At 70.6% G+C, this 22,970-nt stretch carries 19 protein-coding genes, 1 tRNA gene and 1 pseudogene; 14 read left to right on the top strand and 7 right to left on the bottom strand.

All coding sequences use genetic code 11. The annotated features are described in order from the left end of the window. The first annotated feature begins 66 nt into the window (after positions 1-66). The 10 genes and pseudogenes from birA to JGR64_RS11880 all read left to right on the top strand — a co-directional run bounded on the left by birA (position 67) and on the right by JGR64_RS11880 (position 7,297). On the top strand, positions 67-1,107 hold the full coding sequence (gene birA / locus JGR64_RS11925; protein ID WP_199373581.1) for a bifunctional biotin--[acetyl-CoA-carboxylase] ligase/biotin operon repressor BirA: 1,041 nt from the start codon (positions 67-69) through the stop codon (positions 1,105-1,107). Further along, positions 1,104-1,847, top strand: coding sequence for a type III pantothenate kinase (locus JGR64_RS11920; protein WP_199373580.1), 744 nt, complete (start codon positions 1,104-1,106; stop codon positions 1,845-1,847). Before birA ends, JGR64_RS11920 begins: the two co-directional genes overlap by 4 nt. Positions 1,848-1,856: 9 nt before the next feature. Further along, positions 1,857-2,714, top strand: coding sequence for an SPOR domain-containing protein (locus tag JGR64_RS11915; protein ID WP_199373579.1), 858 nt, complete (start codon positions 1,857-1,859; stop codon positions 2,712-2,714). 33 nt (positions 2,715-2,747) lie between these two features. Further along, positions 2,748-2,823 (top strand) — tRNA-Thr (locus JGR64_RS11910). Between the two features lie 71 nt (positions 2,824-2,894). Next, positions 2,895-3,818: an arginase gene (rocF, locus tag JGR64_RS11905; protein WP_199373578.1), complete on the top strand. Its 924-nt coding sequence runs from the start codon at positions 2,895-2,897 to the stop codon at positions 3,816-3,818. A gap of 154 nt (positions 3,819-3,972) precedes the next feature. Further along, positions 3,973-4,128 carry an entericidin A/B family lipoprotein gene (locus JGR64_RS11900; RefSeq protein WP_199373577.1) on the top strand — a complete coding sequence of 52 codons (156 nt, stop codon included), beginning with the start codon at positions 3,973-3,975 and terminating at the stop codon, positions 4,126-4,128. 222 nt (positions 4,129-4,350) lie between these two features. Further along, positions 4,351-4,551 carry a CsbD family protein gene (locus JGR64_RS11895; protein ID WP_199373576.1) on the top strand — a complete coding sequence of 67 codons (201 nt, stop codon included), beginning with the start codon at positions 4,351-4,353 and terminating at the stop codon, positions 4,549-4,551. Between the two features lie 142 nt (positions 4,552-4,693). Further along, positions 4,694-6,004: pseudogene (locus JGR64_RS11890) on the top strand (tryptophan--tRNA ligase); the annotation flags it as partial. Between the two features lie 23 nt (positions 6,005-6,027). Next, complete coding sequence (locus JGR64_RS11885) at positions 6,028-6,354, top strand: hypothetical protein (RefSeq protein WP_199373574.1); 327 nt, start codon at positions 6,028-6,030, stop codon at positions 6,352-6,354. A 4-nt stretch (positions 6,355-6,358) separates the two neighbouring features. Further along, positions 6,359-7,297: an MBL fold metallo-hydrolase gene (locus JGR64_RS11880; RefSeq protein WP_199373573.1), complete on the top strand. Its 939-nt coding sequence runs from the start codon at positions 6,359-6,361 to the stop codon at positions 7,295-7,297. A 19-nt stretch (positions 7,298-7,316) separates the two neighbouring features. Here JGR64_RS11880 and JGR64_RS11875 read toward each other — a convergent pair whose 3' ends face one another. The 5 genes from JGR64_RS11875 to JGR64_RS11855 form a co-directional block, all read right to left on the bottom strand. Then, positions 7,317-7,700: a VOC family protein gene (locus JGR64_RS11875; RefSeq protein WP_199373572.1), complete on the bottom strand. Its 384-nt coding sequence runs from the start codon at positions 7,698-7,700 to the stop codon at positions 7,317-7,319. A 71-nt stretch (positions 7,701-7,771) separates the two neighbouring features. After that, entirely contained in the window at positions 7,772-9,184 is a 1,413-nt protein-coding gene (locus JGR64_RS11870; RefSeq protein ID WP_199373571.1) for a dihydrolipoamide acetyltransferase family protein, read from the bottom strand. A gap of 75 nt (positions 9,185-9,259) precedes the next feature. Next, on the bottom strand, positions 9,260-10,267 hold the full coding sequence (locus JGR64_RS11865) for an alpha-ketoacid dehydrogenase subunit beta (protein WP_199373570.1): 1,008 nt from the start codon (positions 10,265-10,267) through the stop codon (positions 9,260-9,262). Beyond that, positions 10,264-11,337 carry a pyruvate dehydrogenase (acetyl-transferring) E1 component subunit alpha gene (pdhA, locus tag JGR64_RS11860; protein ID WP_199373569.1) on the bottom strand — a complete coding sequence of 358 codons (1,074 nt, stop codon included), beginning with the start codon at positions 11,335-11,337 and terminating at the stop codon, positions 10,264-10,266. Before pdhA ends, JGR64_RS11865 begins: the two co-directional genes overlap by 4 nt. Positions 11,338-11,694: 357 nt before the next feature. Continuing rightward, the gene (locus JGR64_RS11855) at positions 11,695-15,378 is read right to left on the bottom strand and encodes a Calx-beta domain-containing protein (RefSeq protein ID WP_199373568.1); all 3,684 of its coding nucleotides are present in this window, start codon (positions 15,376-15,378) and stop codon (positions 11,695-11,697) included. A gap of 133 nt (positions 15,379-15,511) precedes the next feature. On the opposite strand from JGR64_RS11855, the gene JGR64_RS11850 reads away from it, so the two are divergent. The 4 genes from JGR64_RS11850 to JGR64_RS11835 all read left to right on the top strand — a co-directional run bounded on the left by JGR64_RS11850 (position 15,512) and on the right by JGR64_RS11835 (position 20,451). Continuing rightward, a complete protein-coding gene (locus JGR64_RS11850; protein WP_199373567.1) occupies positions 15,512-16,387 on the top strand; it encodes a tryptophan 2,3-dioxygenase family protein in 876 nt (291 codons plus the stop codon). Between the two features lie 7 nt (positions 16,388-16,394). Beyond that, positions 16,395-17,048 (top strand): energy-coupling factor ABC transporter permease, encoded by a 654-nt coding sequence (locus JGR64_RS11845; RefSeq protein WP_199373566.1) that lies wholly within the window; start codon positions 16,395-16,397, stop codon positions 17,046-17,048. 171 nt (positions 17,049-17,219) lie between these two features. Next, positions 17,220-18,713 (top strand): oligopeptide:H+ symporter, encoded by a 1,494-nt coding sequence (locus JGR64_RS11840; RefSeq protein WP_233348248.1) that lies wholly within the window; start codon positions 17,220-17,222, stop codon positions 18,711-18,713. A gap of 163 nt (positions 18,714-18,876) precedes the next feature. Next, the gene (locus tag JGR64_RS11835; RefSeq protein WP_199373564.1) at positions 18,877-20,451 is read left to right on the top strand and encodes a peptide MFS transporter; all 1,575 of its coding nucleotides are present in this window, start codon (positions 18,877-18,879) and stop codon (positions 20,449-20,451) included. 324 nt (positions 20,452-20,775) lie between these two features. On the opposite strand, the gene JGR64_RS11830 is transcribed toward JGR64_RS11835, so the two are convergent. Together JGR64_RS11830 and JGR64_RS11825 are read right to left on the bottom strand one after the other, a co-directional pair. After that, positions 20,776-22,407, bottom strand: coding sequence for a sulfotransferase (locus JGR64_RS11830; protein WP_199373563.1), 1,632 nt, complete (start codon positions 22,405-22,407; stop codon positions 20,776-20,778). Between the two features lie 72 nt (positions 22,408-22,479). After that, on the bottom strand, positions 22,480-22,956 hold the full coding sequence (locus tag JGR64_RS11825) for a MarR family winged helix-turn-helix transcriptional regulator (protein WP_199373562.1): 477 nt from the start codon (positions 22,954-22,956) through the stop codon (positions 22,480-22,482). Between the last annotated feature and the right edge of the window lie 14 nt (positions 22,957-22,970).

The raw sequence follows: 22,970 nt of genomic DNA, 5'->3' as shown, positions 1-22,970 counted from the left end.
GCGCCAGGCCGGAGGACGGTTGCATACCGGCGTTGCAGCACGCGGCACGGCCACCATAATCGACGCATGACCGTATCCCGCCTGTCCCGCCCCGCTTGTGAAGACACCAGCCCCGAGCGCGCGCTGCTGCTGCGCCTGCAGGACGGGCCGGTGCCTGGCGACGTGCTGGCGCGTGAAAGCGGCCAGACCCGCGCCGCGGTGTGGAAGCGCATCGAGGCCCTGCGCGCCGCCGGCGTGGCGATCAGCGCGCGGCCGGGCCGCGGCTACGCGCTGGATGCGCCGCTGCAGCTGCTGGATGCCGGGGCGATCCTGGCGCGCCTCCCCGACGCCGTGCGCGCCGGCGTGGCCGCGCTCGAGGTGGCCTGGTCGCTTGACTCGACCAACGCCGAATTGCTGCGTCGCGACACGCCGGCCAGCGGCGTGGACGTGCTGCTCGCCGAGCGCCAGACCGGGGGGCGCGGCCGGCGCGGTCGCAGCTGGGCGTCGCCGCTGGCAGCCAACCTGTACCTGTCGCTGGCGCGCCGCTTCGACGGCGGCCTGGCGCGCCTCGGCGGCCTGAGCCTGGTCGCCGGCGTGGCGGCGGTCGAGGCCCTGCATGCGCTCGGCTACCGCACGGTGCGCCTCAAGTGGCCCAACGACCTGGTGGTGGTGGACGAAGCCGCGCTTGCGCTGCGCAAGCTTGGCGGCCTGCTGGTCGAAGGCGGTGGCGAGCACGCCGGGCCGGTGCGTGCGGTGGTCGGCCTGGGCCTCAACCTGCGCATGCCTGCCGGCGCCGCGGCTGCGATCGACCAGCCCTGGTGCGACCTGGCGGCGCTGCCGCATGCGGCGCCTCCAACCCGGGATGCGTTCGCCGCCATGCTGCTCGCACACCTGCTGCCGGCGTTGGACCTGTTCGATCGCGACGGCCTGGCGCCGTTCCTGGCCCGGCATGCGGCCTGCGATGCGCTGGTCGGCCACGAGGTCGACATCCATGCCGGCGATGGCGTGCACAGCGGCCGCGCGCTCGGCCTGGCGGACGACGGCGCGCTGCGCGTGGAGGTCGGCGGCGACGAGCGTCGCTTCCACGCCGGCGAAGCCAGCCTGCGTGCGCGCATGGCCGCGGCATGAGCGACTGGCTGTTCGACCTCGGCAATACCCGGCTCAAGCACGCGCCACTGGCGTCGGCTGCCGGGCTTGGCGAGACGATCGCCGTGAGCCACGACGGCGAAGCGTTCGCCGACGGCTGGCTGGCGGCGCTGCCGCCGCGCATCGATGTCGCCTGGGTGGCCAGCGTCGGGCCGCCGGCGCTGCGCGCGCGGCTGCTGCAGGCGTTGGCGCCGCGCGCGCTGCGCGTGGTCCAGGCCACGGTGCAGCGCGAGATGGGCGGGGTGCGCATCGCCTATCCGGAGCCCGCGCGGCTCGGCATCGACCGCGCGCTGGCGATGGTGGCGGCGCATGCGCGCGCGCCGGGCTGGTCGCTGGTGGTGGGTGTGGGCACGGCGCTCACCGTGGATCTGGTCGATGGCGATGGCCGCCATCGCGGCGGCCGCATCGCGCCGTCGCCCGAGCTGATGCGCGAGGCGCTGCACGCGCGTGCGCCGCACCTGCCGCGTGCCGGCGGCGACTACGCGGAGTTCGGCGTCGATACCGACGCGGCGCTCGCGTCCGGCTGCCTGGGCGCGGCGCTTGGCCTGGTGGAACGCAGCCTGCGCGAAGCCGCGGCGCTGGCCGGCGAAGTCCCGCGCACCTGGCTGCATGGCGGTGGCGCCGCGGCGCTGCTGCCGCACCTCGCCGCCGCGACGCATGCGCCGTCGCTGGTGATCGAAGGCCTCGCGCGCCTGGCGCGACGCCCTTCGGTCGCAGGCTAGAATCCAGCCATGCCCGCGCGCGCCCTCGTCGTCCTCCTGCTCATGCTCAACTTCGGCGTCGCGACGTGGTGGCTGCTGCGTCCCGAGCCGCTGCCGCCGACACGCTGGGTGCAGCCTGCCGATGTGCCGCGCCTGCAGCTGCTCGGTGAGGCCGTGGATGCCCGGCAGGACACGGCGGGCGCGGGTCCCGTCGCCGATGACGCGGCGGCCGACGGCGACGCCGCGGTTGCGGCGCAGGCGCGCGAGGCCGGCGTGATCGCCCTCGACGCGTCGGCAGGCGGCGCGTCGAATGGCGAAGCCGGCAGCCATGCAGGCGCCGCGGATGGCGGTACGCCCGTCGCCGTGGCGGCGGTTCCCGCCGCGGTGCGGGCGCCGGCGTCCCCCGCGTCGCTGCGCTGCATGTCGTTCGGTCCCTTCAGCGACGCCGGGTCGGTGGCTGCCGCGCGTGCCGCGCTGCAGCCGCTCGGCGCGCAGCGGATGCGGGTGCGCGACGTGGTCGAATCGCCGCGCGGCTGGCGCGTGGTCATCCCGCCGCAGGCCGACCGCGCCGCCGCGGACGCGCTCGCGGCACGCATCCGCGAAGCCGGGTTCGACGATCTCCTGGTGGTGCCGGCGGGCGACGATGCCAACTCGATCGCCCTGGGCCGCTACGGCAGCGAATCCGCGGCGCGCCGCCGCGAGGCATCGCTGCGCAGCGCCGGATTCCCGGTGCAGGCGCAGCCCCTCGGCGACACCAGCACCCGGCACTGGCTGGACGTCGCCGCAGGTGCAGGCTTCGACGCCGCGGCCGCGCGCGGTGCGGGCGGCGCCGCCCGCGTGACCGACCTGGACTGCGCCACTTTCATCGCCGGTGGCGCGGCAGGCTAGAATGCCGCGCGCGCCCCGCGGGCGCGGCACGTTGCCGGCATAGCTCAGTTGGTAGAGCAACCGCCTTGTAAGCGGTAGGTCCCCAGTTCGAACCCGGGTGCCGGCACCATCACGACGCGCGCATGGACCCCGGCGCGCGCCTGCAGGATCATGGCCGCATCCGTCGTCCTGGAGTGGTCCATGCCCATCGCACCGCAGCGCGTCTCCATCTTCGGAGTGCCCACCGACATCGGTGCCGGCACGCGCGGAGCGTCGATGGGTCCCGAGACCCTGCGCGTCGCCGGGCTGGTCGAAGCCCTGCACGCACGCGGGGTCGACGTGGTCGACCGCGGCGACCTGGCCGGGCCGCGCAACCCGTGGCTGCCGCCGGACGCGGGCTACCGTCACCTGGATGAAGTGGTCGAATGGAACCGCGCGGTGATGGCCGCCAGCGCCGCCGAACTCGCCGCCGGGCGGATGCCGGTGATGCTGGGTGGCGATCATTGCCTGGCAATCGGCTCGATCACCGCGGTCGCCCGCCACTGCCGCGAGCAGGGCAAGCACCTGCGCGTGCTCTGGCTCGACGCGCACGCCGACTTCAACACCAGTGCCATCACCCCCTCGGGCAACGTGCACGGCATGCCGGTGGCCTGCCTGTGCGGCATGGGGCCGGATGTCCTGACCCGGCTCGGCGGCGATGCACCGGCGATCAGCCCGGGCGAGGTGCGCCAGATCGGCATCCGCTCGGTCGACACCGGCGAGAAGCGGCTGGTGCGCGACCATGGCCTCGACATCTACGACATGCGCTACATCGACGAAGTCGGCATGAAGCGCGTCGTCGAGGAGGCCCTCGACGGCATCGGCGCGGACACCCACCTCCACGTCAGCTTCGACGTCGATGTCCTGGACCCGTCGATCGCGCCGGGCACCGGCACGCGCGTGCCGGGCGGGGTGAACTACCGCGAGGCGCAGCTGCTGATGGAAATGATCGCCGACAGTGGACGACTGGGCTCGCTGGATATCGTCGAGGTCAATCCCGCGCTCGATATCCGCAACAGGACCGCGAAGCTCGCGGTGGACCTGGTGGAGAGCCTGTTCGGAAAGTCCACCCTGATGCGCGAATGATCGCGCGCATCGGCAAACTGAATGCATTCCTTCCACTGCAGCGTCGCGCGACGTCGAGGGCGGTGAATGCACGCTCCTTTCACGCCTTGGTGGGGTCTCATGCACCCTGCGCCAGCGGACCAGTCCCGCGGCCCACGACCCGAAGGAGATTCATATGAAGCGTTTGTTCGCCCTGATGCTGCTCGCCATGTTCTCGGTTGGTTTCCTGTCTGCCTGCAACACCGTCAAGGGTGCCGGCAAGGACGTGCAGAAGGTCGGCGAGAAGGTCGAGGATGCCGCCGAGGACACCGGCGCCACCGACCCGCGCTGAGTTTGCCCCACCCGCTGTTCCGGGGTGCGAAAAGGCCGGCCATGTGCCGGCCTTTTTGTTGCGCGCACGTCGCGTCGCGGCCTGCGGCCTGAACCCTTCATCGGTGTGAAAGAGCGCGCAACGAAACCTTGACCGGACGGGGACGCGCGATGCGGCAGGATGCTTGCGTGATCCGCCGCGGTGCGGCGATCGCATTCCCCCATGCAACAGAAGGTGTATCGCATGAACAAGGACATCATCGCCGGCAAGTGGACGCAGCTGAAGGGACAGGCGCAGGCCAAGTGGGGCGACCTGACCGACGACGTATTCGACGTGGCCAAGGGCGACAGCAAGTACCTGGCCGGCAAGCTGCAGGAGCAGTACGGCTGGGAGCAGGAGCGTGCCGAGCGCGAAGTCCGTGACTTCGAGAAGTCGCTGCACTGATCCAGCCGCGGTGCCTCGCCACTGATGCGCGGGGCGCGACCTGGACCGACGGGCCGGCAATCGCCGGCCCGTTTCTTCGTGCGGCGGGGCACGCGCCGCATCGCGGGCTAAAATGGCGGACCGTTCCCAGCCTGGCCGTTGAATGAGCCTCCGCGTCCTTACTGGCATCAAGCCCACCGGCGTGCCGCACCTCGGCAATTATGTCGGCGCCATCCGCCCGGCCGTCGCCGCCAGTGGCGCGCCCGGCGTGGAGAGCTTCTTCTTCCTTGCGGACTACCACGCGCTGATCAGCACGCAGGATCCGCTGCGCGTACAGCGCTCGACGCTGGAGATCGCCGCCAGCTGGCTGGCCTGTGGCCTGGAGCCCGACCGGGTCTGGTTCTACCGCCAGTCCGACGTGCCGGAGACCACCGAACTGACCTGGCTCCTGACCTGCGTCGCGGGCAAGGGGCTGCTGAACCGCGCGCACGCCTACAAGGCCGCCGTGGACCGCAACCGCGAGGACGGCGCCGACGACGATGCCGGCATCAATGCCGGGCTGTTCATGTACCCGGTGCTGATGGCCGCGGACATCCTGATCTTCAACGCGCACAAGGTGCCGGTGGGGCGCGACCAGGTGCAGCACATCGAAATGGCGCGTGACTTCGGCCAGCGCTTCAACCACCTGTACGCCACGCCGGGCGCCGAGCCGTATTTCGTGCTGCCGGAAGCCGTGGTGGAGGAGCAGGTGGCCACGTTGCCAGGCCTCGACGGCCGCAAGATGTCCAAGAGCTACGACAACACCATCCCGCTGTTCGCGCCGCGAGCCGAGCTGCGCAAGCTGATCTTTTCGATCGTCACCGATTCGCGTGCGCCCGGCGAAGCCAAGGACACCGGGGGCTCGGCCCTGTTCCAGCTCTACCAGGCGTTCGCGAGCGACGCGGAGACCGCGGCCATGCGCCAGGCCTTCGCCGACGGCATCGCCTGGGGCGAGGCCAAGGAGCGCCTGTTCGAACGCATCGACGCCGAGATCGCACCGCTGCGCGCGCGCTATGAAGCGCTGATGGCCGACCCGGCGGCCATCGAGCGCACGCTGCGCGCGGGTGCCGCGCGCCTGCGTGAGCGGCACGCGGCGCCGTTCGTCGCGCGCCTGCGGCATGCGGTCGGGCTGCGTGACCTGTCCGCGCTCGACACGACGGCGGAGCATGCGGCTGCCGCCGCCGCGGCGCCGCCGGTGTTCAAGCAGTACCGCGAGGCCGACGGCCGCTTCCACTTCAAGCTGGTCGATGGCGAGCGGCTGCTGCTGCAGGGCGACGGCTTCGCTTCGCCGCGCGACGCCGGCCAGCTGGTCGCGCGCCTCAAGTCCGGCGATGGCGTCCTGCTGGTGGCCGATGACGGCCGCGTGCGCCTGGGCGAGGTCGACGTGGGCATGCTCGGCACCGATGTCGATGGCGACGCGCTGCGCGCCGCGCTCGCGCGCTTCGCGGAAGATGCGGCATGACTGCACTGGTGGAAATGAACCTGGCGCTGATCCTGTTCCTGCCGTGGTTCCTGATCCTCGCGGTGCTGTTCTGGGTGTATCCGCGGCAGCCGCGCGGTGTCGGCCGGCGGCTGTTCGACATCGCGTCGCTGCTGCTCGCGGTCGCGGCGTTCGTCGCCAGCCTGTACTGGGCGCATGCCACCGCCGACAGCAGCCATGGCCGCATGTGGCACCAGATCCTCGCCACCGCGGTGGGCTACGGCGTGTTCCTGGCGGTGATGACGCTCGCGTTCTTCGTGCGCATGCGGCTGTTCGGCAGGCGTCGGACCGCCGGCGGAGTCTAGACGCATGGTCACCATCATCGACACCGGCTTCGGCGAGCGGCCGGACTTCTGCGCGGCCTACCTGCTGGTCGAAAGCGGGCGCGCGGCGCTGATCGACTGCGGCACCCTGCACAGCGTGCCGCGCATGCTGGCGGCGCTCGACGCCGCCGGCGTCGCGCGCGACGCGGTCGACCATCTCATCGTCACCCACGTGCACCTCGACCACGCCGGCGGTGCCGGCGCGCTGCTGCGCGAGCTGCCCAGTGCACGGCTGGTGGTGCACCCGCGCGGCGCGCCGCACATGGTCGATCCGGCCAGACTGATCGCCAGCGCGCGCCAGGTCTATGGCGACGACTTGTTCGACCTTGCCTATGGCGGGCTGGTGCCGGCGCCCGCGGCGCGCGTGGTCGAAGCCGCCGATGGCGCGGTGATCGACCTGGCCGGCCGGCCGCTGCTGCTCGCGCACACGCCGGGCCATGCGCTGCACCACCTGTCGGTGTGGGACGCGCGCACGCGCAGCTGGTTCAGCGGCGACATCTTCGGCATTTCCTACCGCGAGTTCGACGTCGACGGCCGTCCGTTCGCGATCCCGACCACCTCGCCGGTGCAGTTCGATCCCGCGCAGATGAAGGCGTCGGTGCAGCGCATGCTCGCGGAGTCACCCGAGGCGTGCTTCGCCACCCATTACGGCCGGGTTGCCGACGTCGCGCGTGTCGGCGCCGGGCTCATCGAGCAGGTCGATGCGATGGTGGCGATCGCGCGCGCGCTGGACGACGCGCCGGACCGCCATGACGTGTTGAAGCGCGAGCTGACCGCGCTTTACGTGGAGCGCGCGCGACGCCACGGCGTCGCCGATGCGGAGGTGCAAGTGCCCGCGCTGCTGGAGATGGATATCGAGCTCAACGCGCAGGGCCTTGCGGTGTGGCTGGAGCGCGAGCGCAGGCAGGCGCCGCAGGCGGTCTGAGGCGCGCGGCGCCGCGCGCCTATTCCCAGGTGTTGAGGTGCGGCCCGAACGGCGTGCGCTGCGGGCGGACCACGCAGAAGCGGTGCCCGCTCGGCGCTTCCATCACCCACCACGTATGGCGCTTTTCGATGCGACGCGCGCCGAGTCCTTCGAGGCGCGCGGCTTCGGCGTCGACGTCGTCGGCCTCGATGTCGAGATGGATGCGGCTGTCGTGGTCGACCTTCTGCAGCAGCAGGACGGGCTCGTCGGCCGCGGTCGCAAGCCTTGCGTACTTGCCGTCGCCGTCCTCGTCGGCGCTGGCCACCGGCTTGCCCAGCGCCGCGCTCCAGAACGCGACGTGCGGCGCCAGGTCGTCGACCCGGCAATCAAGGACGAAGGTGGAGAGGCGGCTGCGGTGTGCCATGGCGCGGCCCTCGATCGGGACAACCGATCTTCCGGGCCGCGCATGGCGGCGGCAAGTGCCGCCGGCAGGCCTCAGCTGGCGAGCGCCAGGTCGTCGAGCATCGCCTTGAGGAAGCGCGCGGCTTCGCCACCGGTCGCGGCGCGATGGTCGAACGTCAGCGAGATCGGCATCCGGCGGTGCACTTCGATGCCGCCGATCACCGCAACCACGTCCTGGCTCAGCTTGCCCGCGCCGACAATCGCCACGCACGGCGGCACCACCACCGGGGTGGCGTAGCGGCCGGCGAACATGCCGAAGTTCGACAGGCTGATGGTGTAGCCCGACAGCTCGCTGGCCGGGATGCTGCGGTCCTCGACCTGCTGGCGCAGGCGCTGGATGGAGGAGCGCACGGCACCGGCATCGAGCACGTCGGCGTTGCGCAGGGCGGGCACGAACAGGCCCTCCTCGGTGTCCACCGCGATGCCGATGTCGACCTGCGGGTGCAGGGTGCGCGTCAGGCTGTCGCCGTCGAACCACGCGTTGAGCGCGGGCACCGCCCTGGCCGCCACGCAGATCGCGCGGATGAGGCGCGCGGTGATGTCCTGCTTGCCCACCCAACCGTGCAGGTCGGCATCGTCGACCAACGTGGTCGGGACGACCTTGCTGTGGGCATCGGCCATGACGCGCGCCATGTTGCGGCGCACGCCCTTGAGCTGCTCCGGCTGGCCGCTGGCGGTGACGCCGGGCGGCTGGGTGCGCATCGGCTTGCCGCTGGCGGAGAGCTGGGTGCGCTGCGCCGCGTCGCGGGAGGTTGCGGCAGGCGCCGGCGGCGCGCTGCGTGCCACGGCGGGGGCGGCTGCCGGCGCGGCGCCGATCGCCGCCGAGCCGTTGGCGGCGGCGTTCTTGACGTCGGCCATCGTCACCGTGCCGTCGGCGCCGGTGCCGCGCACGCGGGTGATGTCCACCTTGAGCTTGCGCGCCTGCGCGCGCACCGCGGGCATCGCACGCACGCCGCCGACGGCGAGCGCCTGCTCGCTGCGCACCGCATCGGACGATTGCATGGCGCCGACGACGGTGCCGCTGTCGCTGCGCTCGCTGCCTGACGTGCTCTTGGGCGCTTCTTCGCCGGCGCTGATCGCACCGCCGTCATCGGAGGCGACGACCTTGTGGTCGGGCGCCGGATCCTCGCTGCCCACGCCGTGCCCGCCACCGCCGTGGTGGTGGCCGGTGTCCTGGCCCTCGGCGCGCTGCGGAAGGCTGGGGTCGACCTCGAATTCGGCCAGCATGCTGCCGGTCACCACGATGTCGCCGGCGGCGCCGGCGAGCCTGAGCACCTTGCCGGAGACCGGCGACGGCACTTCGACGACCGCCTTGGCGGTCTCCATCGACACCAGAGCCTCGTCCAGGCGGATGGTGTCGCCTTCCTTGACGAACCACTCGACGATGGTGGCGTCCGGCAGGCCCTCGCCGAGGTCGGGGAGGTGGAAGGTCTTCTTGTCAGCCATGTGATCCTCGTCTTTCCATGTGCCGCGCGTTCGCGCGCGGCGTGCAATGTGCGTGGTGCGGTCGCGCCCGGCGGGTCAGCCCGCGGCAAGCGCCCGCTTGGCGGCGGTCACGATCTTCTCGACGCTCGGCAGGTACTTCATTTCCAGGCGGAACAGCGGGATGTGCGTGTCGTAGCCGGTGACGCGCTGGACCGGCGCGAGCAGGTCGAACATCGACTCCTCGGCCAGGCGCGCGGCGATCTCGGCGCCGAAGCCCGCGGTCTTCGGAGCCTCGTGCACGATCACGCAGCGGCCGGTCTTGGACACCGACTCGGCGATGGTCGCGAAATCGAGCGGCTTGAGCGTGGCGACGTCGATCACCTCGGCGCTGATGCCGTCCTTCGCCAGCGCCTCGGCGGCCTCGAGCGTTTCCTTCACCTGCGCGCCCCAGGTCACCAGGGTCACGTCGGTGCCGTCGCGCAACACGAAGCACACGTCCAGCGGCAGCGCTTCGCCGTCATCCGGCACCACCTCCTTGTACTGGCGGTAGATGCGCTTGGGCTCCATGAAGATCACCGGATCCGGTTCGCGGATCGCAGCCAGAAGCAGGCCGTAGGCGCGCGCCGGCGACGACGGCAGCACCACGCGCAGGCCCGGCACGTTGGTGAAGATGGATTCGTTGGCCTCGCTGTGGTGCTCGGGCGCGCGGATGCCGCCGCCCCACGGCACGCGCAGCACCATCGGGCAGGTCAGGCGGCCGCGTGTGCGGTACCGGAAGCGCGCGGCGTGGCAGATGATGTGGTCGACCATCGGGTACACGAAGCCGTCGAACTGCGCTTCGGCCACCGGCTTCATGCCCTGCGCGGCCATGCCGACGGTGAGGCCGGCGATGGTGGTTTCATCCAGCGGGGTGTCGATCACGCGCTTGTCGCCGAACTCGGCCTGCAGGCCGGCGGTGGCGCGGAACACGCCGCCGTTGACGCCGACGTCCTCGCCCAGCACCACCACGGACTCGTCCTGGCGCATCTCGTACGCCAGCGCCTGGGTGATCGCCTCGATCAGGGTGATGGCGGCCGGTGCCGCGTCCTTGGCCACGGCGCTCATGCGCGCTTCTCCAGGGCGATCGCATCGGCACGCTGGTCCAGCAGGTCCTGCGGCGGATCGGCGTAGAGGTAGTCGAACATCGCTTCCACGGGCTGCACCTTGCTCTCCAGATAGGCGTTGATCTCCACGTCGATCACGCGGCCGCATTCTTCGAGCCAGGTCTTTTCCTGCGCCTCGTCCCACGCGCCCTGGGCGGTGAGCCAGGTGCGCAGGCGGGTCATGGGCTCGCGGGTCCAGCCGTCCTTGACCTCCTGCTCGCCGCGGTAGCGGCGCGCGTCGTCGGCGGTGGTGTGGTCGTGCAGGCGGTAGGTCATGAACTCGATGACGCTGCCGCCCTTGCCCGAGCGCGCGCGCTCCATGGCGCGGCGCATGCCCTCGAGCACGGCGAACAGGTCGTTGCCGTCCACCTGCAGGCAGTGCAGGCCACCGGCGAGGCCCTTCTGGGCCAGGGTCTCCGCGCCGGTCTGCGCGGAGCGCGGCACCGAGATCGCCCAGCCGTTGTTGATGATGCACTGGATGAACGGCAGCGCGTAGGCGCCGGCCGAGTTGATCGCGGCATAGGTGTCGGTCTTGGAGGAGCCACCATCGCCGCAGCAGGTCACGGCCACGCGGTCTTCACCGCGCAGCTTGAACGCCAGCGCGGCGCCGGCGGCGTGCAGGCACTGGGTGGCGATCGGCACGCACCAGGGGAAGTCGTGCTTCGGGCCGGCGAAATCGTTGCCGCGTTCGTCGCCGCCCCAGTACATCAGCACGTCGCGCGGCTGCACGCCGCGCATGAACTGCGCGCCGTACTCGCGGTAGCTGGGGGCGAACACGTCCTCGGGGCGCATCGCCGCGCCAATGCCGACGTGCGTGGCCTCGTGGCCGAGGCAGGCGGCATAGGTGCCGAGCTTGCCGGTGCGCTGCAGCGCGATGGCCTTGGTGTCGAAGGTGCGCACCAGCAGCATCTGCTTGAAGAGGGGCACCAGGTCGGCGGCCGACGGGGCTTCGGGCGGCAGTTCGGCCACCAGGGTGCCGTCTGGCCCCAGGTACTGGAGGTATTCGATTTCGAAGGTCGCGGCGACGCTCATGCGGTCACGTGCTCGGTCAACAACGGGCCGGCCATGATACCCGGTGGCCGGATTGCGGCTGTTGCGCGCTGCGGCAAGTGCTTGCGCCGCCGTGCCGGGTGCCAATGCCCTTGAGGACTCATGTCCCCGGGCGACGGCCTGCGGCCATCGCCTCCTCCTTGACTTCGCCCTCAAGGGCATTGGCACCCGGTCCGCCGCATTACGCGGTGGGTTGAGAAGCACACCCCGCGATCTCGTGCGTGGCTCTCCGGTAGCTGCAGCGCGATGCCCAAGGCCCACGGGGGCGCTACAGCCGCCCACAAGAAAGGAGCGCGGCCGAGGCCGCGCTCCCTGGTCACAGCAGGTCGATGGTGCGGATCAGGGCGCGCGCGCGCCCTGGACCCGGACCGCCGCGGCGTTGTTGCCGGCAACCGGATCGGTCGCTGCCGACGACACGTCGGCCCGCACTTCGAACACCGGCGCCATGAGCTTGCCGCTGGTGTCCACGGTCAGGGTGAACTGTCCGGTTGCACCATTCGCAAGCGAGCCGCCCGACGGGCTGCAGGTCACCGCGAACAGCTGCGTCGGCAGTGCCTCGCAGGTCCAGCCGGGCGCCGGCAGCAGGGCGACGCGTGCCTTGGCCAGCGACACGTTGATCGCGACGCTTGCGTCCGCAGCACCCGACGGCCCGTGGTTGGCGACGGCCACCGCGTAGCCCGGGCCTGCCGCGCCGCGGACGTAGCTCGTCGGCCCCGACACCAGCACGCCCAGGTCGGCCTGCGCCTCGACCGACACCGCGCCACTGCTGCTGTCATTGGTGGCATCGGTGTCTTCGGTCTGCGAGGTCGCGGCCGCGGTCAGGGTGACCACGGTGCCGCCGGTGGCCGGCGTGGCGGTTGCCGACACGTCGAACGACGCCGACTGCGATGCCGCCAGGCTGTCGGCACTGCACGCGCTGCTGGTCTGGTTGCCGGCCACGCTTGCGGGATCGCAGGTCCACCCGCTGGGCGCGACGATCGTGAGGTCGGGCAGTGCGGCATTGACCGCGAAGCCCACGCCCGGCGACTGCGCCGCATCCGGCCCGGCGTTCGACGCAGACACCACGTAGCGCAGCGTGCCGCCGACGGCGATCGCCGGCTGCGGGGTGGTCACCACCGCCGCCATGTCGGCGAAGGTCAACGCGTTCAGCCGCAGCATCAGCACCGACGGGTCGTGGTCGGACAGGCGTGCGGCGCTGTTGGCGTCGTTGCGCGCGGTCTCCGGGAAGTCGGCGTTGAGGCGCGCGTGGCTGATGGTCCACGAGTTGATCGCCGAGCCGAGCGCCGCATTGTTCACCAGCACGTGGTCGAGCGACTGCGCGTTGTTGTCGAACACGAACGAGTAGCGTTCGGACGGCGCCAGCATGTGCGTTGCGTTGAACAGGTCGGGGTCGACCAGGTCGGCGCCGTCGCCGTTGACCGCGGTGGTGGCATCGGCCGAAGGCATGCCGATGACCGTGCCCATGATGTCGGCGTAGCCGTCGTTGAACTCGAACGCGTTGAAGTCGCCGAGCACCACGATGGCGCGCGCCGGATCGGCGGCCTGCATGTCCTGCAGCATGCCGGCGAGGAACTCCGCCTGCAGCTGGCGCTTCTGGCGCACGCGATCGCCGAGGGTGCCGGTGCCGGCCGCGTCCTCGCTGTTGACGTCGCTGAGCGAGCGCTGGTGCACCGTGACCACGGTGATCGGCAGCGCGCGGCCGTCGGCGAAGTTCACCACCGCATCGAGCACCAGCGGCGGGCGGTCGTTGAGCAGGCTGGTGGCGCCGTTGCCGGCGTACGTCCACGTTGTGTCGGCACCCACCTGCTCGACCGCGAGCACGTCCACGCGCGGCAGCGCCGCGCCGATCTCGCCGGCCTTCACCAGGAAGCCGACGTCGATGCCGCCGACGTCATTGCCTTCCTCGAGGTAGGCGACGTAGCCGGGGTCCGGCTGGCCCAGCGCGACCGTGTCGGCGTTGATCTTGGCCGCCAGCGCCTGCAGTGCGCCGAGGTTCTCCACTTCGCTGACGCCGATCACGTCCGGCGCGTGCATGTAGGCGCGGATGCCGAGGGATGCCTTGTTGAGCCGGCTCGCGAATGCGTCCGCGGTCAGCACCGGGTCGCTGGTGGCCGGGTCGTTCACCGTGTCGAAGAAGCGCTGCAGGTTGTAGGTGGCGAAGGTGGCGTGGTCCTCGCTGGGCACCACCGAGCCGCGCGGCTGGTCGAAGCCGTCACAGGCCGTGGTGAGCGCGCCTTCCGGGTAGATCGTGTAGCGGCGGAAGGTGTAGTCCAGCGGGCCGGTCAGCGTGCCGTCGACGATCCGGCAGCCGGCGGCGAGGTTGGCCTGCGGCGCGCCGATCGTGTCGCTGTCGACGGCGATGATCTCGGGGTTGAAGTCCCAGCGCGGGATCGCGGTCGCGGTGCTGCCGCTCGGATCCGGGTCCGGGACCTGGATGCCGGACTCGCGCAGTGGGCGCGGCACGCCGGTGACCACCACCGCGAACTGACCGTTGCCGGTCGACGTGGCATTGGCTTCGTTGGTGTTGCCTCGCGTGGGCGCGACGACCGTGGCGCTGGGGATGCTGACGCGCATGCCCTCGTATGGCTCCAGCTGGTCGAGGCCGCCATCGGGCAGCACGCTGTCGACCGCCAGCACCACGGGCGCCGGCAGCGCGTGGCCGGTGCCGAGCTGGGTGACGGTGGCGAAGGTGAGTTCGGTCATCGGCAGCTGGTGAGGATCGGCCGCCGGGATGTATTCCTCGACCTTGGCCTGCACGCGCACGCGGTTGCCGACCGTGGCCGCCGCCGACGGCACGCCGGCGGTGAACACGAAGATGCCTTCGGACGTGGCGTCGTCGCCGTCGTCCTGGCCGTCGGGGGTCTGCAGGAAGAAGCCGTTGTTCTTGCGCGCGGTGACGACGCCTTCGGTCACCACCACCTGGCCAACCAGGGGCGACAGCGCGCCGGGGCCCTGGATCTGCGCGATCGGCACGATCACGAAATCGTCGTTGACGATGGTGCCGGTGCCTTCGACGCTGCCGGCGACGGCGCCGGTGAAGCTGAACAGGACCAGCGAGAAGGTTTCATCGGGCTCGACCGCGGTGTCGCCGTTCACGCTCACCGACAGCGCTACCGAACTCGCGCCCTCGGCGATGGTGGCGGTGCCGGCGGCCGCGACGTAGTCGCTGCCGGCGATGGCGCTGCCGTCGGCGGTGGCGTAGTCGAACTCCACGCCGCCGGCGCCGGCGGGTGCCGACAACGTGACCTGGAAGAACATCGGCGATGTACCGGCGTCGCCCTCGGCTACCGCACCATTGGAGACGCTGATCGCCGGGTCGTCACCGCCGCCGCCGGTGGCGACGATGCTGATGTCGTCGATGCCGATCCATTCGTCGTTGCCGACCGCGTCGGTGGTCATGATGCGCAGCTCGACCAGTGGCTGGTTGTCGACCGCGGCGGGCAGGGTGACCGAGACCGGCGTCACCAGGGTGGCCAGGCTCGGTCCGGCGCTGGCGTCGGCCACGAAGGCGGCGGGCACGTTGGTGAAATCGCCGCTGCCACCGACGCGGTACTGCAGCGCCACCGGTTGGACGGAGTTGTCGGTCGAGCCGTCGAGGTCGCGGAGCTTGTACGACACCTGGATGCCCGTCGCGCCCACGGTGTTCAGGTGGATGCGGATGTACGGTGCCCGCGCGGTTCCACTGCCCGACAGCGCGACCACGGCGTCGGCCAGGTGGAACTCGGTCACGCCGCCCGTGCTGAAGGTATTGGGCAGCGCCTGGTTGGCGTTGACGTCGACCACGCCCGCCGCGTCCGCGCCGAGCACGAGTTGGGGATCCACGCCGGAACCGGCCGCGAGCCCGTCGCCGCGGTAACCGACAATGCCCGGCACGCCCGACCAGCTGTCGTTCGCGGTGATCTGCCCGATATCGGTCCAGTCCTGGGCAAACGGCAGCGTCTGCGGCGTGGTGTCGGCGTGGGCCGCGCCGATGGCGGCGGACAGAGCGATGGCAAGCGCCAGGCGGCGCGGCAACGGTTGCATGTGGTGTATTCCCCTGGAATGGTGATGGTCGCGGCCCCCGCCGCGATCGGCGGATTGTGCACCAGCTGCACTGCAGCGGAGTGACACGATTTCCGTTCCGCCCCGTACGGTCGCCCTGCGCTACCCTTTGCGCATGAGCATCGAAGACAACGAACGCGCGCTGGAAGCCGGCATCCACACCGAGCTGTCCGGGCGCCTGACCTACGGCGGCTACCTGCACCTGGAGCGCCTGCTGTCGGCGCAGCAGCCGCTGTCGGATCCGCCGCACCACGACGAGATGCTGTTCATCGTCCAGCACCAGGTGTCGGAGCTGTGGCTGAAGCTGATGATCCACGAGCTGCGGGCGGCGGTGGCGCACCTGCGGGCGGACCGGCTGGAGCCGTGCCAGAAGATCTTCGCGCGCTGCAAGGTGGTGCTGCGCCAGCTGACCGCGATGTGGTCGGTGCTGGAGACGCTCACGCCCTCCGAGTACGCCGAGTTCCGCGACCTGCTGGGGCCGTCGTCCGGCTTCCAGTCGGCGCAGTACCGCACCATCGAGTTCCTGCTCGGCAACAAGAACGCCGGCATGCTCAAGGTGTTCGCGCACGACCCTGAGGCCCACGCCATGCTCGCCGAGGCGCTCGAGGCGCCGAGCCTGTACGACGAAGTCCTGCGCCACCTGGCACGCCACGGCCATGCCGTCCCGGCCGCGCACCTGGAGCGCGACTGGACCCGCCCGCACGTCGCCGATATGGCGCTCGTGCCGGTGTTCGAGCGCATCTACGCCGATACCGCCGCGCACTGGGATGCCTACCACCTGTGCGAAGACCTGGTGGACCTGGAGAGCGAGTTCCAGCTGTGGCGCTTCCGCCACATGCGCACGGTGATGCGCATCATCGGCTTCAAGCGCGGCACCGGCGGATCCAGCGGCGTGGGGTTCCTGAAGCAGGCGCTGGAACTGACCTTCTTCCCTGAGCTGTTCGAAGTACGCACGCGGATCGGTGGCGCGCCCGCCGACGCCGCGTACTGAGCACGCGATGGATGCCGGCGCCGCGCTTCCCGCCTGGGCCACGGCCCTGGCCTGGACGCTGGCGCTGGGCGTGCTGGCGGCGTCCACCCGCGGCCTGCGCCTGGAGCGCTACCGCAACGGCGAGGCGCGCCGCCTGCTGCTGGCCGCGACCCTGGTGATCATGGCGATCCGCTGGTTCAACACCGCGGCGCTGCAGGGCGTGGTGCTGCACTTTCTCGGGGCCACCGTCGCCACGCTGATGTTCGGTGCGCGCATCGCCTGCTGGATGATGGCGCTGGCGAGCCTGGCCGGCGTGCTGCTGGGCGCGGCCTGGCAGGGTTGGGCGGGGGATTTCCTGCTGGCCGGTGCCCTGCCGGTCGCGGTGACCGTGCTGGTGCAGCTGGCCGCGCTGTACTGGGTGCCGGCGAACATCTTCACCTACGTGATGGCCAATGCATTCGGTGCCGCCGCCCTGGCCATGGCCGCCTCGTCGCTGGCCAAGGCCGCGACCATGGCGGCGATCGGCGGCCCGGCGGCCGCCTACCTCGCCGCGACCCCGCTGCTGATGTTCGGCGAGGCCTTCCTGACCGGCGGGATCATGGTGCTGGTGGTCGTCTACCGGCCGCACTGGTGCATCAGTTTCGATGACCCGACCTACCTCGCGCGCAAGCGGCCGATGTAACAGCGGGTTCCCAACACCGCCCGCTCCGGATAACGTTGCGGCGGGAACGACCGGCGAAAGCGCGGTCGTGGCACCGCCGGAGCCCGCGGGTCGGGATGGGCGGAAAACGATCCATCCTCCGGGGGAGTACACGTTATGAGTTCGAACCGCGTCGAGCCTGCAGGGCCGGGCATGGAAAAGCCGGCCAACGGCGGCACCATTCCCGAGTTCACGCAGGTCATGGGACATCCGCGTCCGCTGTGGATGCTGTTCATGACCGAATTCTGGGAGCGCTTCGCGTTCTACGGCATGCGCTGGGCGCTGGTGCTGTACATCGTGGCGCAGTTCTACAACGGCGACGCCACCGGCGAAGCGCCGGCGAGCCAGCTGTACGGCGCCTACCTGGCGCTGGTGTACGCGGCGGCGATCTTCGGCGGCTACGTGGCCGACAAGCTGATCGGCTACCAGCGCGCGATCCTGCTGGGCGCGATTTTCATGGCCGCGGGTCTCTTCCTCATCACCACGCCCAGCGAGCAGTGGCTCAAGCTCGGACTGGCCACGGTGATCGTCGGCAACGGCCTGTTCAAGCCGATCATCTCGACCATGGTCGGCAAGCTCTATGCCACCGATGACCAGCGTCGCGATTCCGGCTTCACCATCTTCTACATGGGCATCAACATGGGTGCGTTCATCGCGCCCATCCTCACCGGCTGGCTGGCCGAGAAGGTGTTCGGCGCCGACGGCATGCCGGCCTACAAGGTGGTGTTCATCGCCTCCGCGGTGGGCATGCTGCTCAGCCTGGTGTGGTTCTGGTTCGGCCGCAGCCAGCTGAAGGGCATCGGCGCGGCGCCGGCGGATGCGCCGGGCATCGGCCGTGTGCTGGTGGTCGCGGCGGGGGCGCTGGTCGCGATCCCGGTGTTCTACTTCCTGCTGACCATCGAAGCCGGCGTGCTGAACTGGATCCTGCTGGCGCTGTTCGTGGTGCCGGCGATCATGCTGCTGGTCGAAGGCATCCGCGAAGGCTCGCGACAGCGCGACATGGTCATTGCCATGTTGATCATCTTCGGCTTCAACGTGCTGTTCTGGATGTTCTTCGAGCAGGCTGGCAGCTCGTTCAACTTCCTGGCGCAGAACATCGTCGACCGCGACCTCAACGGCTGGATCTTCCCGGTCGGCTGGTTCCAGTCGGTGAACTCGATCGCGATCATCACGCTGGCGCCGGTCATGGCCTGGCTGTGGGTCGCGATGGGCCGCGCCAATCCGTCGATCCCGCGCAAGTTCGGCCTCGGCCTGATCTTCAACGGCCTGGCGTTCCTGCTGCTGGTGTTCGCGCTGTCGAGCCTGGTGGATCCGGCGTCGCTCAAGATCCCGTTCTGGACGCTGTTCATGGTCTACGTGATCCAGTCGGTCGGCGAGCTGTGCCTGTCGCCGATCGGCCTGTCGATGACCACCAAGCTGGCGCCGGCCAAGTTGACCGGCCTGGCGATGGGCGGCTGGTTCCTGTCGATCGCGATCGGCAACAACCTGTCGGGCATCTTCGCCTCGAGCGTCAGCGGCGAGGGCGGCATGACCGTCGCTTCCGCGCAGGCGGGCTACACGTTCGGGTTCTGGGCGCTGCTCGGTGCGGGTGTGGTGCTGCTGCTGATCGCACCGCTCATCCAGAAGCTGATGCACGGCGTGAAGTGATCGCGCGAGGCGCGGGACGCGCCCGCCGATCCACTTGAAACGGCGGCCTTCGGGCCGCCGTTTCTCTTGCGAGATCGCCTGTTCAGCTTCCCTTGCAACCTGTGATCGCGTTAAGTTGGCCGATTCCGCCCGCGATACGTGCGGCATACAGACGGAGTACCGAGTGTCCCATCCAGACCACGCTGTTGAAGCGCAGAAGACCCTCCTCGGGCATCCGCGCGGCCTGTTCGTGCTGTTTTTCGCCGAGATGTGGGAGCGCTTCTCCTACTACGGCATGCGCGCCCTGCTGATCTTCTACCTCGTCCAGCACTGGATGTATTCGGACTCCGAGGCGTCTGTGATCTACGGCGCCTACACCGCGCTGGTGTACATCGCGCCGGTCGTGGGCGGCTATCTCGCCGATCGCTACCTGGGGCAGCGGAAGGCGGTGCTGTTCGGTGCCGTGCTGCTGACCTTCGGCCATTTCCTGATGGCGTTCGAGGGCACCGGTGGCCAGGACGCCGCGGAGATCAACATCTTCTGGCTGGCCCTGTCGTTCATCATCGTCGGCTCGGGCTTCCTGAAGGCCAACATCTCGGTGATGGTCGGGCAGCTGTACCCGCGCACTGACATCCGGCGCGACCCGGCGTACACGATCTTCTACATGGGCATCAACCTGGGCGCGATGCTCGGGTCGCTGATCGCCGGTTACCTCGGCCAGACCTACGGCTGGAAGTACGGCTTCGGTGCGGCCGGCGTGGGCATGCTGCTGGGCCTGGTGGTGTTCGTCATCGGCAAGCCGATGCTGATGGGGCGCGGCGAGTCGCGTGCGCCGGAGCGCCTCGCGAAGCCGGTGGTGGCTGGCATCACGTTCGAGTGGATGCTGTACGCGTTGGCCTTCCTGTCGGTGGGCCTGGTCTGGTTCATGATCCAGCACCAGAAGCTGGTCGGGTTCCTGCTCGGCGGCGCGGGTGTGGTGCTGCTTGGCTACGTGCTGATTACCGCGGTATTCAAGCTCAGCCGCGAGGAGCGCAACCGCATCATCGCCGCGCTCTACCTGATCGTCGGTTCGATTCTGTTCTGGGCGCTGTTCGAACAGGCCGGCGCATCGCTCAACCTGTTCACCGACCGCTCGGTGGACCGCGCGATCTTCGGCTGGGAAGTGCCGGCCTCCATGTTCCAGTCGCTCAACTCGATGTACATCATCGCGCTGGCGCCGCTGTTCGCGATGTTCTGGCTGTGGCTGGCCAAGCGCGGCTGGGAACCGTCGGCACCGGCCAAGTTCGCGCTTGGCGTAGTGATGGTGGGCTTGGGCTTCCTGGTGCTGGTGGCAGGCGCGAAGGCCGCGGGCGCCGGCGCCACGCCGGTGATCTTCATCTTCCTGATCTACCTGATCCACACCATGGGCGAGCTGTGCCTGTCGCCGGTCGGCCTGTCGGCGATGAACCGCCTGGCCCCGGCGCAGATGGCGAGCCTGATCATGGGCGCGTGGTTCTTCGCTTCGGCTACCGGCAACTTCGCGGCGGGCCTGATCTCGGCGGCCACCGGCGGCGAGGGCGGGGGCGTGGCGCGGGTGATGGAGGTGTACGCGAACGTCGGCTGGCTCGCGGTGGGCGTGGGCGTGGTGATGCTGGTGATCGCGCCGTTCGTGCGCCGGCTCATGCATCTCGACACGTTGCGCGACGATGACCTGGCCGGGCAGATGGAGCTTGCCGAGCCGATTGCCGCCGGTGTCGACGTGACCGAGGAGCGTCGCTGAGCGACCCCGCACGCCGTTCCCCGGCTTGAGTGACACGCCGCGCCCTTCGGGGCGCGGTTTTTTTTTGTTCGGCCTCACGGCCACTTCGGGGCTCTGCACTGCGCTGCAGGTGCCGGAGAGCACTTCACGGGATCGCGGTCTGTGCCTTTGCACCACCGCGCAGTGCGGCGTACCGGGTGCCCATGCCCTTGAGGGCGAAGTCAAGGAGGAGGCGATGGCCGCCAGGCCATCGCCGGGGGACATGAGTCCTCAAGGGCATGGGTACCCGGTGCCATAACCCGCCGCGCCTTTGCTTTGCGAGAAGAAGTGCTGCCTGCGCGACGCTCAGTCCAGCGTAATGCCCAGGCCCGCCGCCAGCGGGCCGAGATGCGCTCGGTAGGGTGACCAGTCAGGCTCGCGCGGCGTGCGGATGCCGTCGCGCACCTGGGCCGCGCTTGCAGTGGCGACCGCGCCGCCATCGCGTTGTGGTTGCAGTACGCCGGGTTCGAATGCGAGGCCGCAATGCGCGAGGACGCGTCGCAGCTCGTGTTCCGGCGCACGCACCAGGTCCGCGTGCGCGACGTCGAGCAGGCGATCGCCGAGCACCGCGCGCCAGTGCGCCATCAGCGCCGTGTGGCCCTGGTGCCAGGTGGCCAACTCGCGCTGGTCGTAGGACCACGGCGCGAAGCCGCCATAGAGCATGCGCAGGTTCGAGAAGCAGACGTCCATCGGTGGCCGCCACGCGTGCACGAAGCGTGCGTCGGGCAGCGCGCGCGCCACCATGCCCAGCAGCAGGGCATTGGTCGGCAGTTTCTCGGTCCACCACGTGCGGCCCTGGGCGCGCCAGGCGTTGCCGGCCATGAAGGCCGCGCCAAGCGCGGGCCAGTCGACATCATCGCTGCGGCGCAGTGTTTCCAGGTCGACCACGCCGCGCGCGCGATGGTCCACGGCATGGCGCAGCGCGGCGGCGAAGCCCATGCTCTCTCCGCCCTCGGCGATCGCGGAATGTCCGCCCAGCATGCGTTCGAGCAGCGTGGTGCCGGAGCGGAACATGCCGACGATGAACAGCGGGCGCGGCGCATCCGCATCGCCGGGGTGACCGGGGCCTGCGAGGAAATCGCGGCTGCCGTGCGCGCGGATGGCTTCGAACAGGTGCGCGTCATCGGCAGCGTCGTAGCGCAGGCTGGCGCGCTTCGCGGCCGCGCCGCGCGCCAGTGCCTGCCAGGCGTCCGCGTACTCGCCGAGGTCATGCAGCTCGTCGAACAGGGCGTGGCTGAAGTGGATGTCGTGTTCGCTGCCCGTTGCGACCTGCGCGCGCTCGGCCAGCAGGCGGTCGACGCGCGCGCGCGCGCCGCCGCGATCCGTGGCGCGCAGCTGCGACAGCCGGCGATGGGCGTGGGCGAAATGTGGCGCCCTCGCCATCGCGCGCTCCAGGTCGTCGCGTGCACCGGCCATGTCGCCCAGGAACAGGCGCGTGCTGCCGCGCAGGTATGCGGCGGGTGCGTGCGCGGGATCACGTGCGTTTGCGCGGTCCAGCCAGTCGAGCGCGGTGCGGTGCAGGTCCTCGCCGCCTAGCAGGTCGGCGAGCGCCACCATGTCGTCGGTCGCAGCTTCGTGCGCGCGCGGCACCAGGTCGGCGGCGAGTGCGTCGAGTGCGCGCGTCTCGTGCAGGTCGCGCAGCAGGCGCGCCAGGGCCAGCGCGTGCGGCCAGGTGCGCGGGCCCGCGGCCGCCGCGCGCATCGCCGCGGCGTGCATGGCGCGGTACTCGCCGTTGCGGCCGCGCGCCTTTGCCAGCCCGATCCAGGCCGCGGCATCGCCCGGCGCCGCGGCGGCGATGCCTGCGTAGCAGTCCGCTGCGGCGGGCCAGTCGGCAGCCGCGGCGAAGGCGTTGGCCTGCCGCCACGCGTCCGTGGCAGCGTGCGCCGCGACAGGCGCGCTGGCGGATGTGCCTTCGTCGGTGGAGGCGGGCGGGGTCATGGCGCGATCGGGCGATGGACCGCCCGATTGTCACCGATCGCCGGCCATCGGGCCCCTTCGTCGTCGTGCAGGTCAGACGCCGTAACGTTCGCCGAGGCGATCAAGCAGTTCGGACAGCACGCGACGCTCGGTGGCGTCCAGCGGCGCCAGCAGGTCGCGCTCGTAGGCCAGCGCCTGCGGCGCGACCTCGTCGTACACGCGACGCCCGGCTTCGCTCAGCTCCAGCACCGAGCGCCGGCGGTCGTCGTCGTGGGTTTCGCGATGCAGCAGGCCGCGTTCCAGCAGCCGTGCCACCGCGCGGCTCACCGCGACCTTGTCCATCGCACTGCGTTCGGCCACGCCGACTGCGGACAGGCCGGGGAAGCGCCCGAGCACGGCGATGATCCGCCACTCGGTGACAGCCAGCCCGAAGCGTTCGCCGTAGGCCTGCGCGATCTCCTGGCTGACGAGGTTGGAGAGCACGCTGAGCTGGTAGGGAATGAAGCGATCGAGCTCGAGAAGCGCGGACTCGTCCGTCGCATCCGGATCAGGGCGGGAGGGGTCGCTCATGCTGCGCTGCGCCT

Source organism: Luteimonas sp. MC1572 (assembly GCF_016615815.1).
Taxonomy (GTDB): domain Bacteria; phylum Pseudomonadota; class Gammaproteobacteria; order Xanthomonadales; family Xanthomonadaceae; genus Luteimonas.
This window is presented reverse-complemented; position numbering and strand designations above follow the sequence as displayed.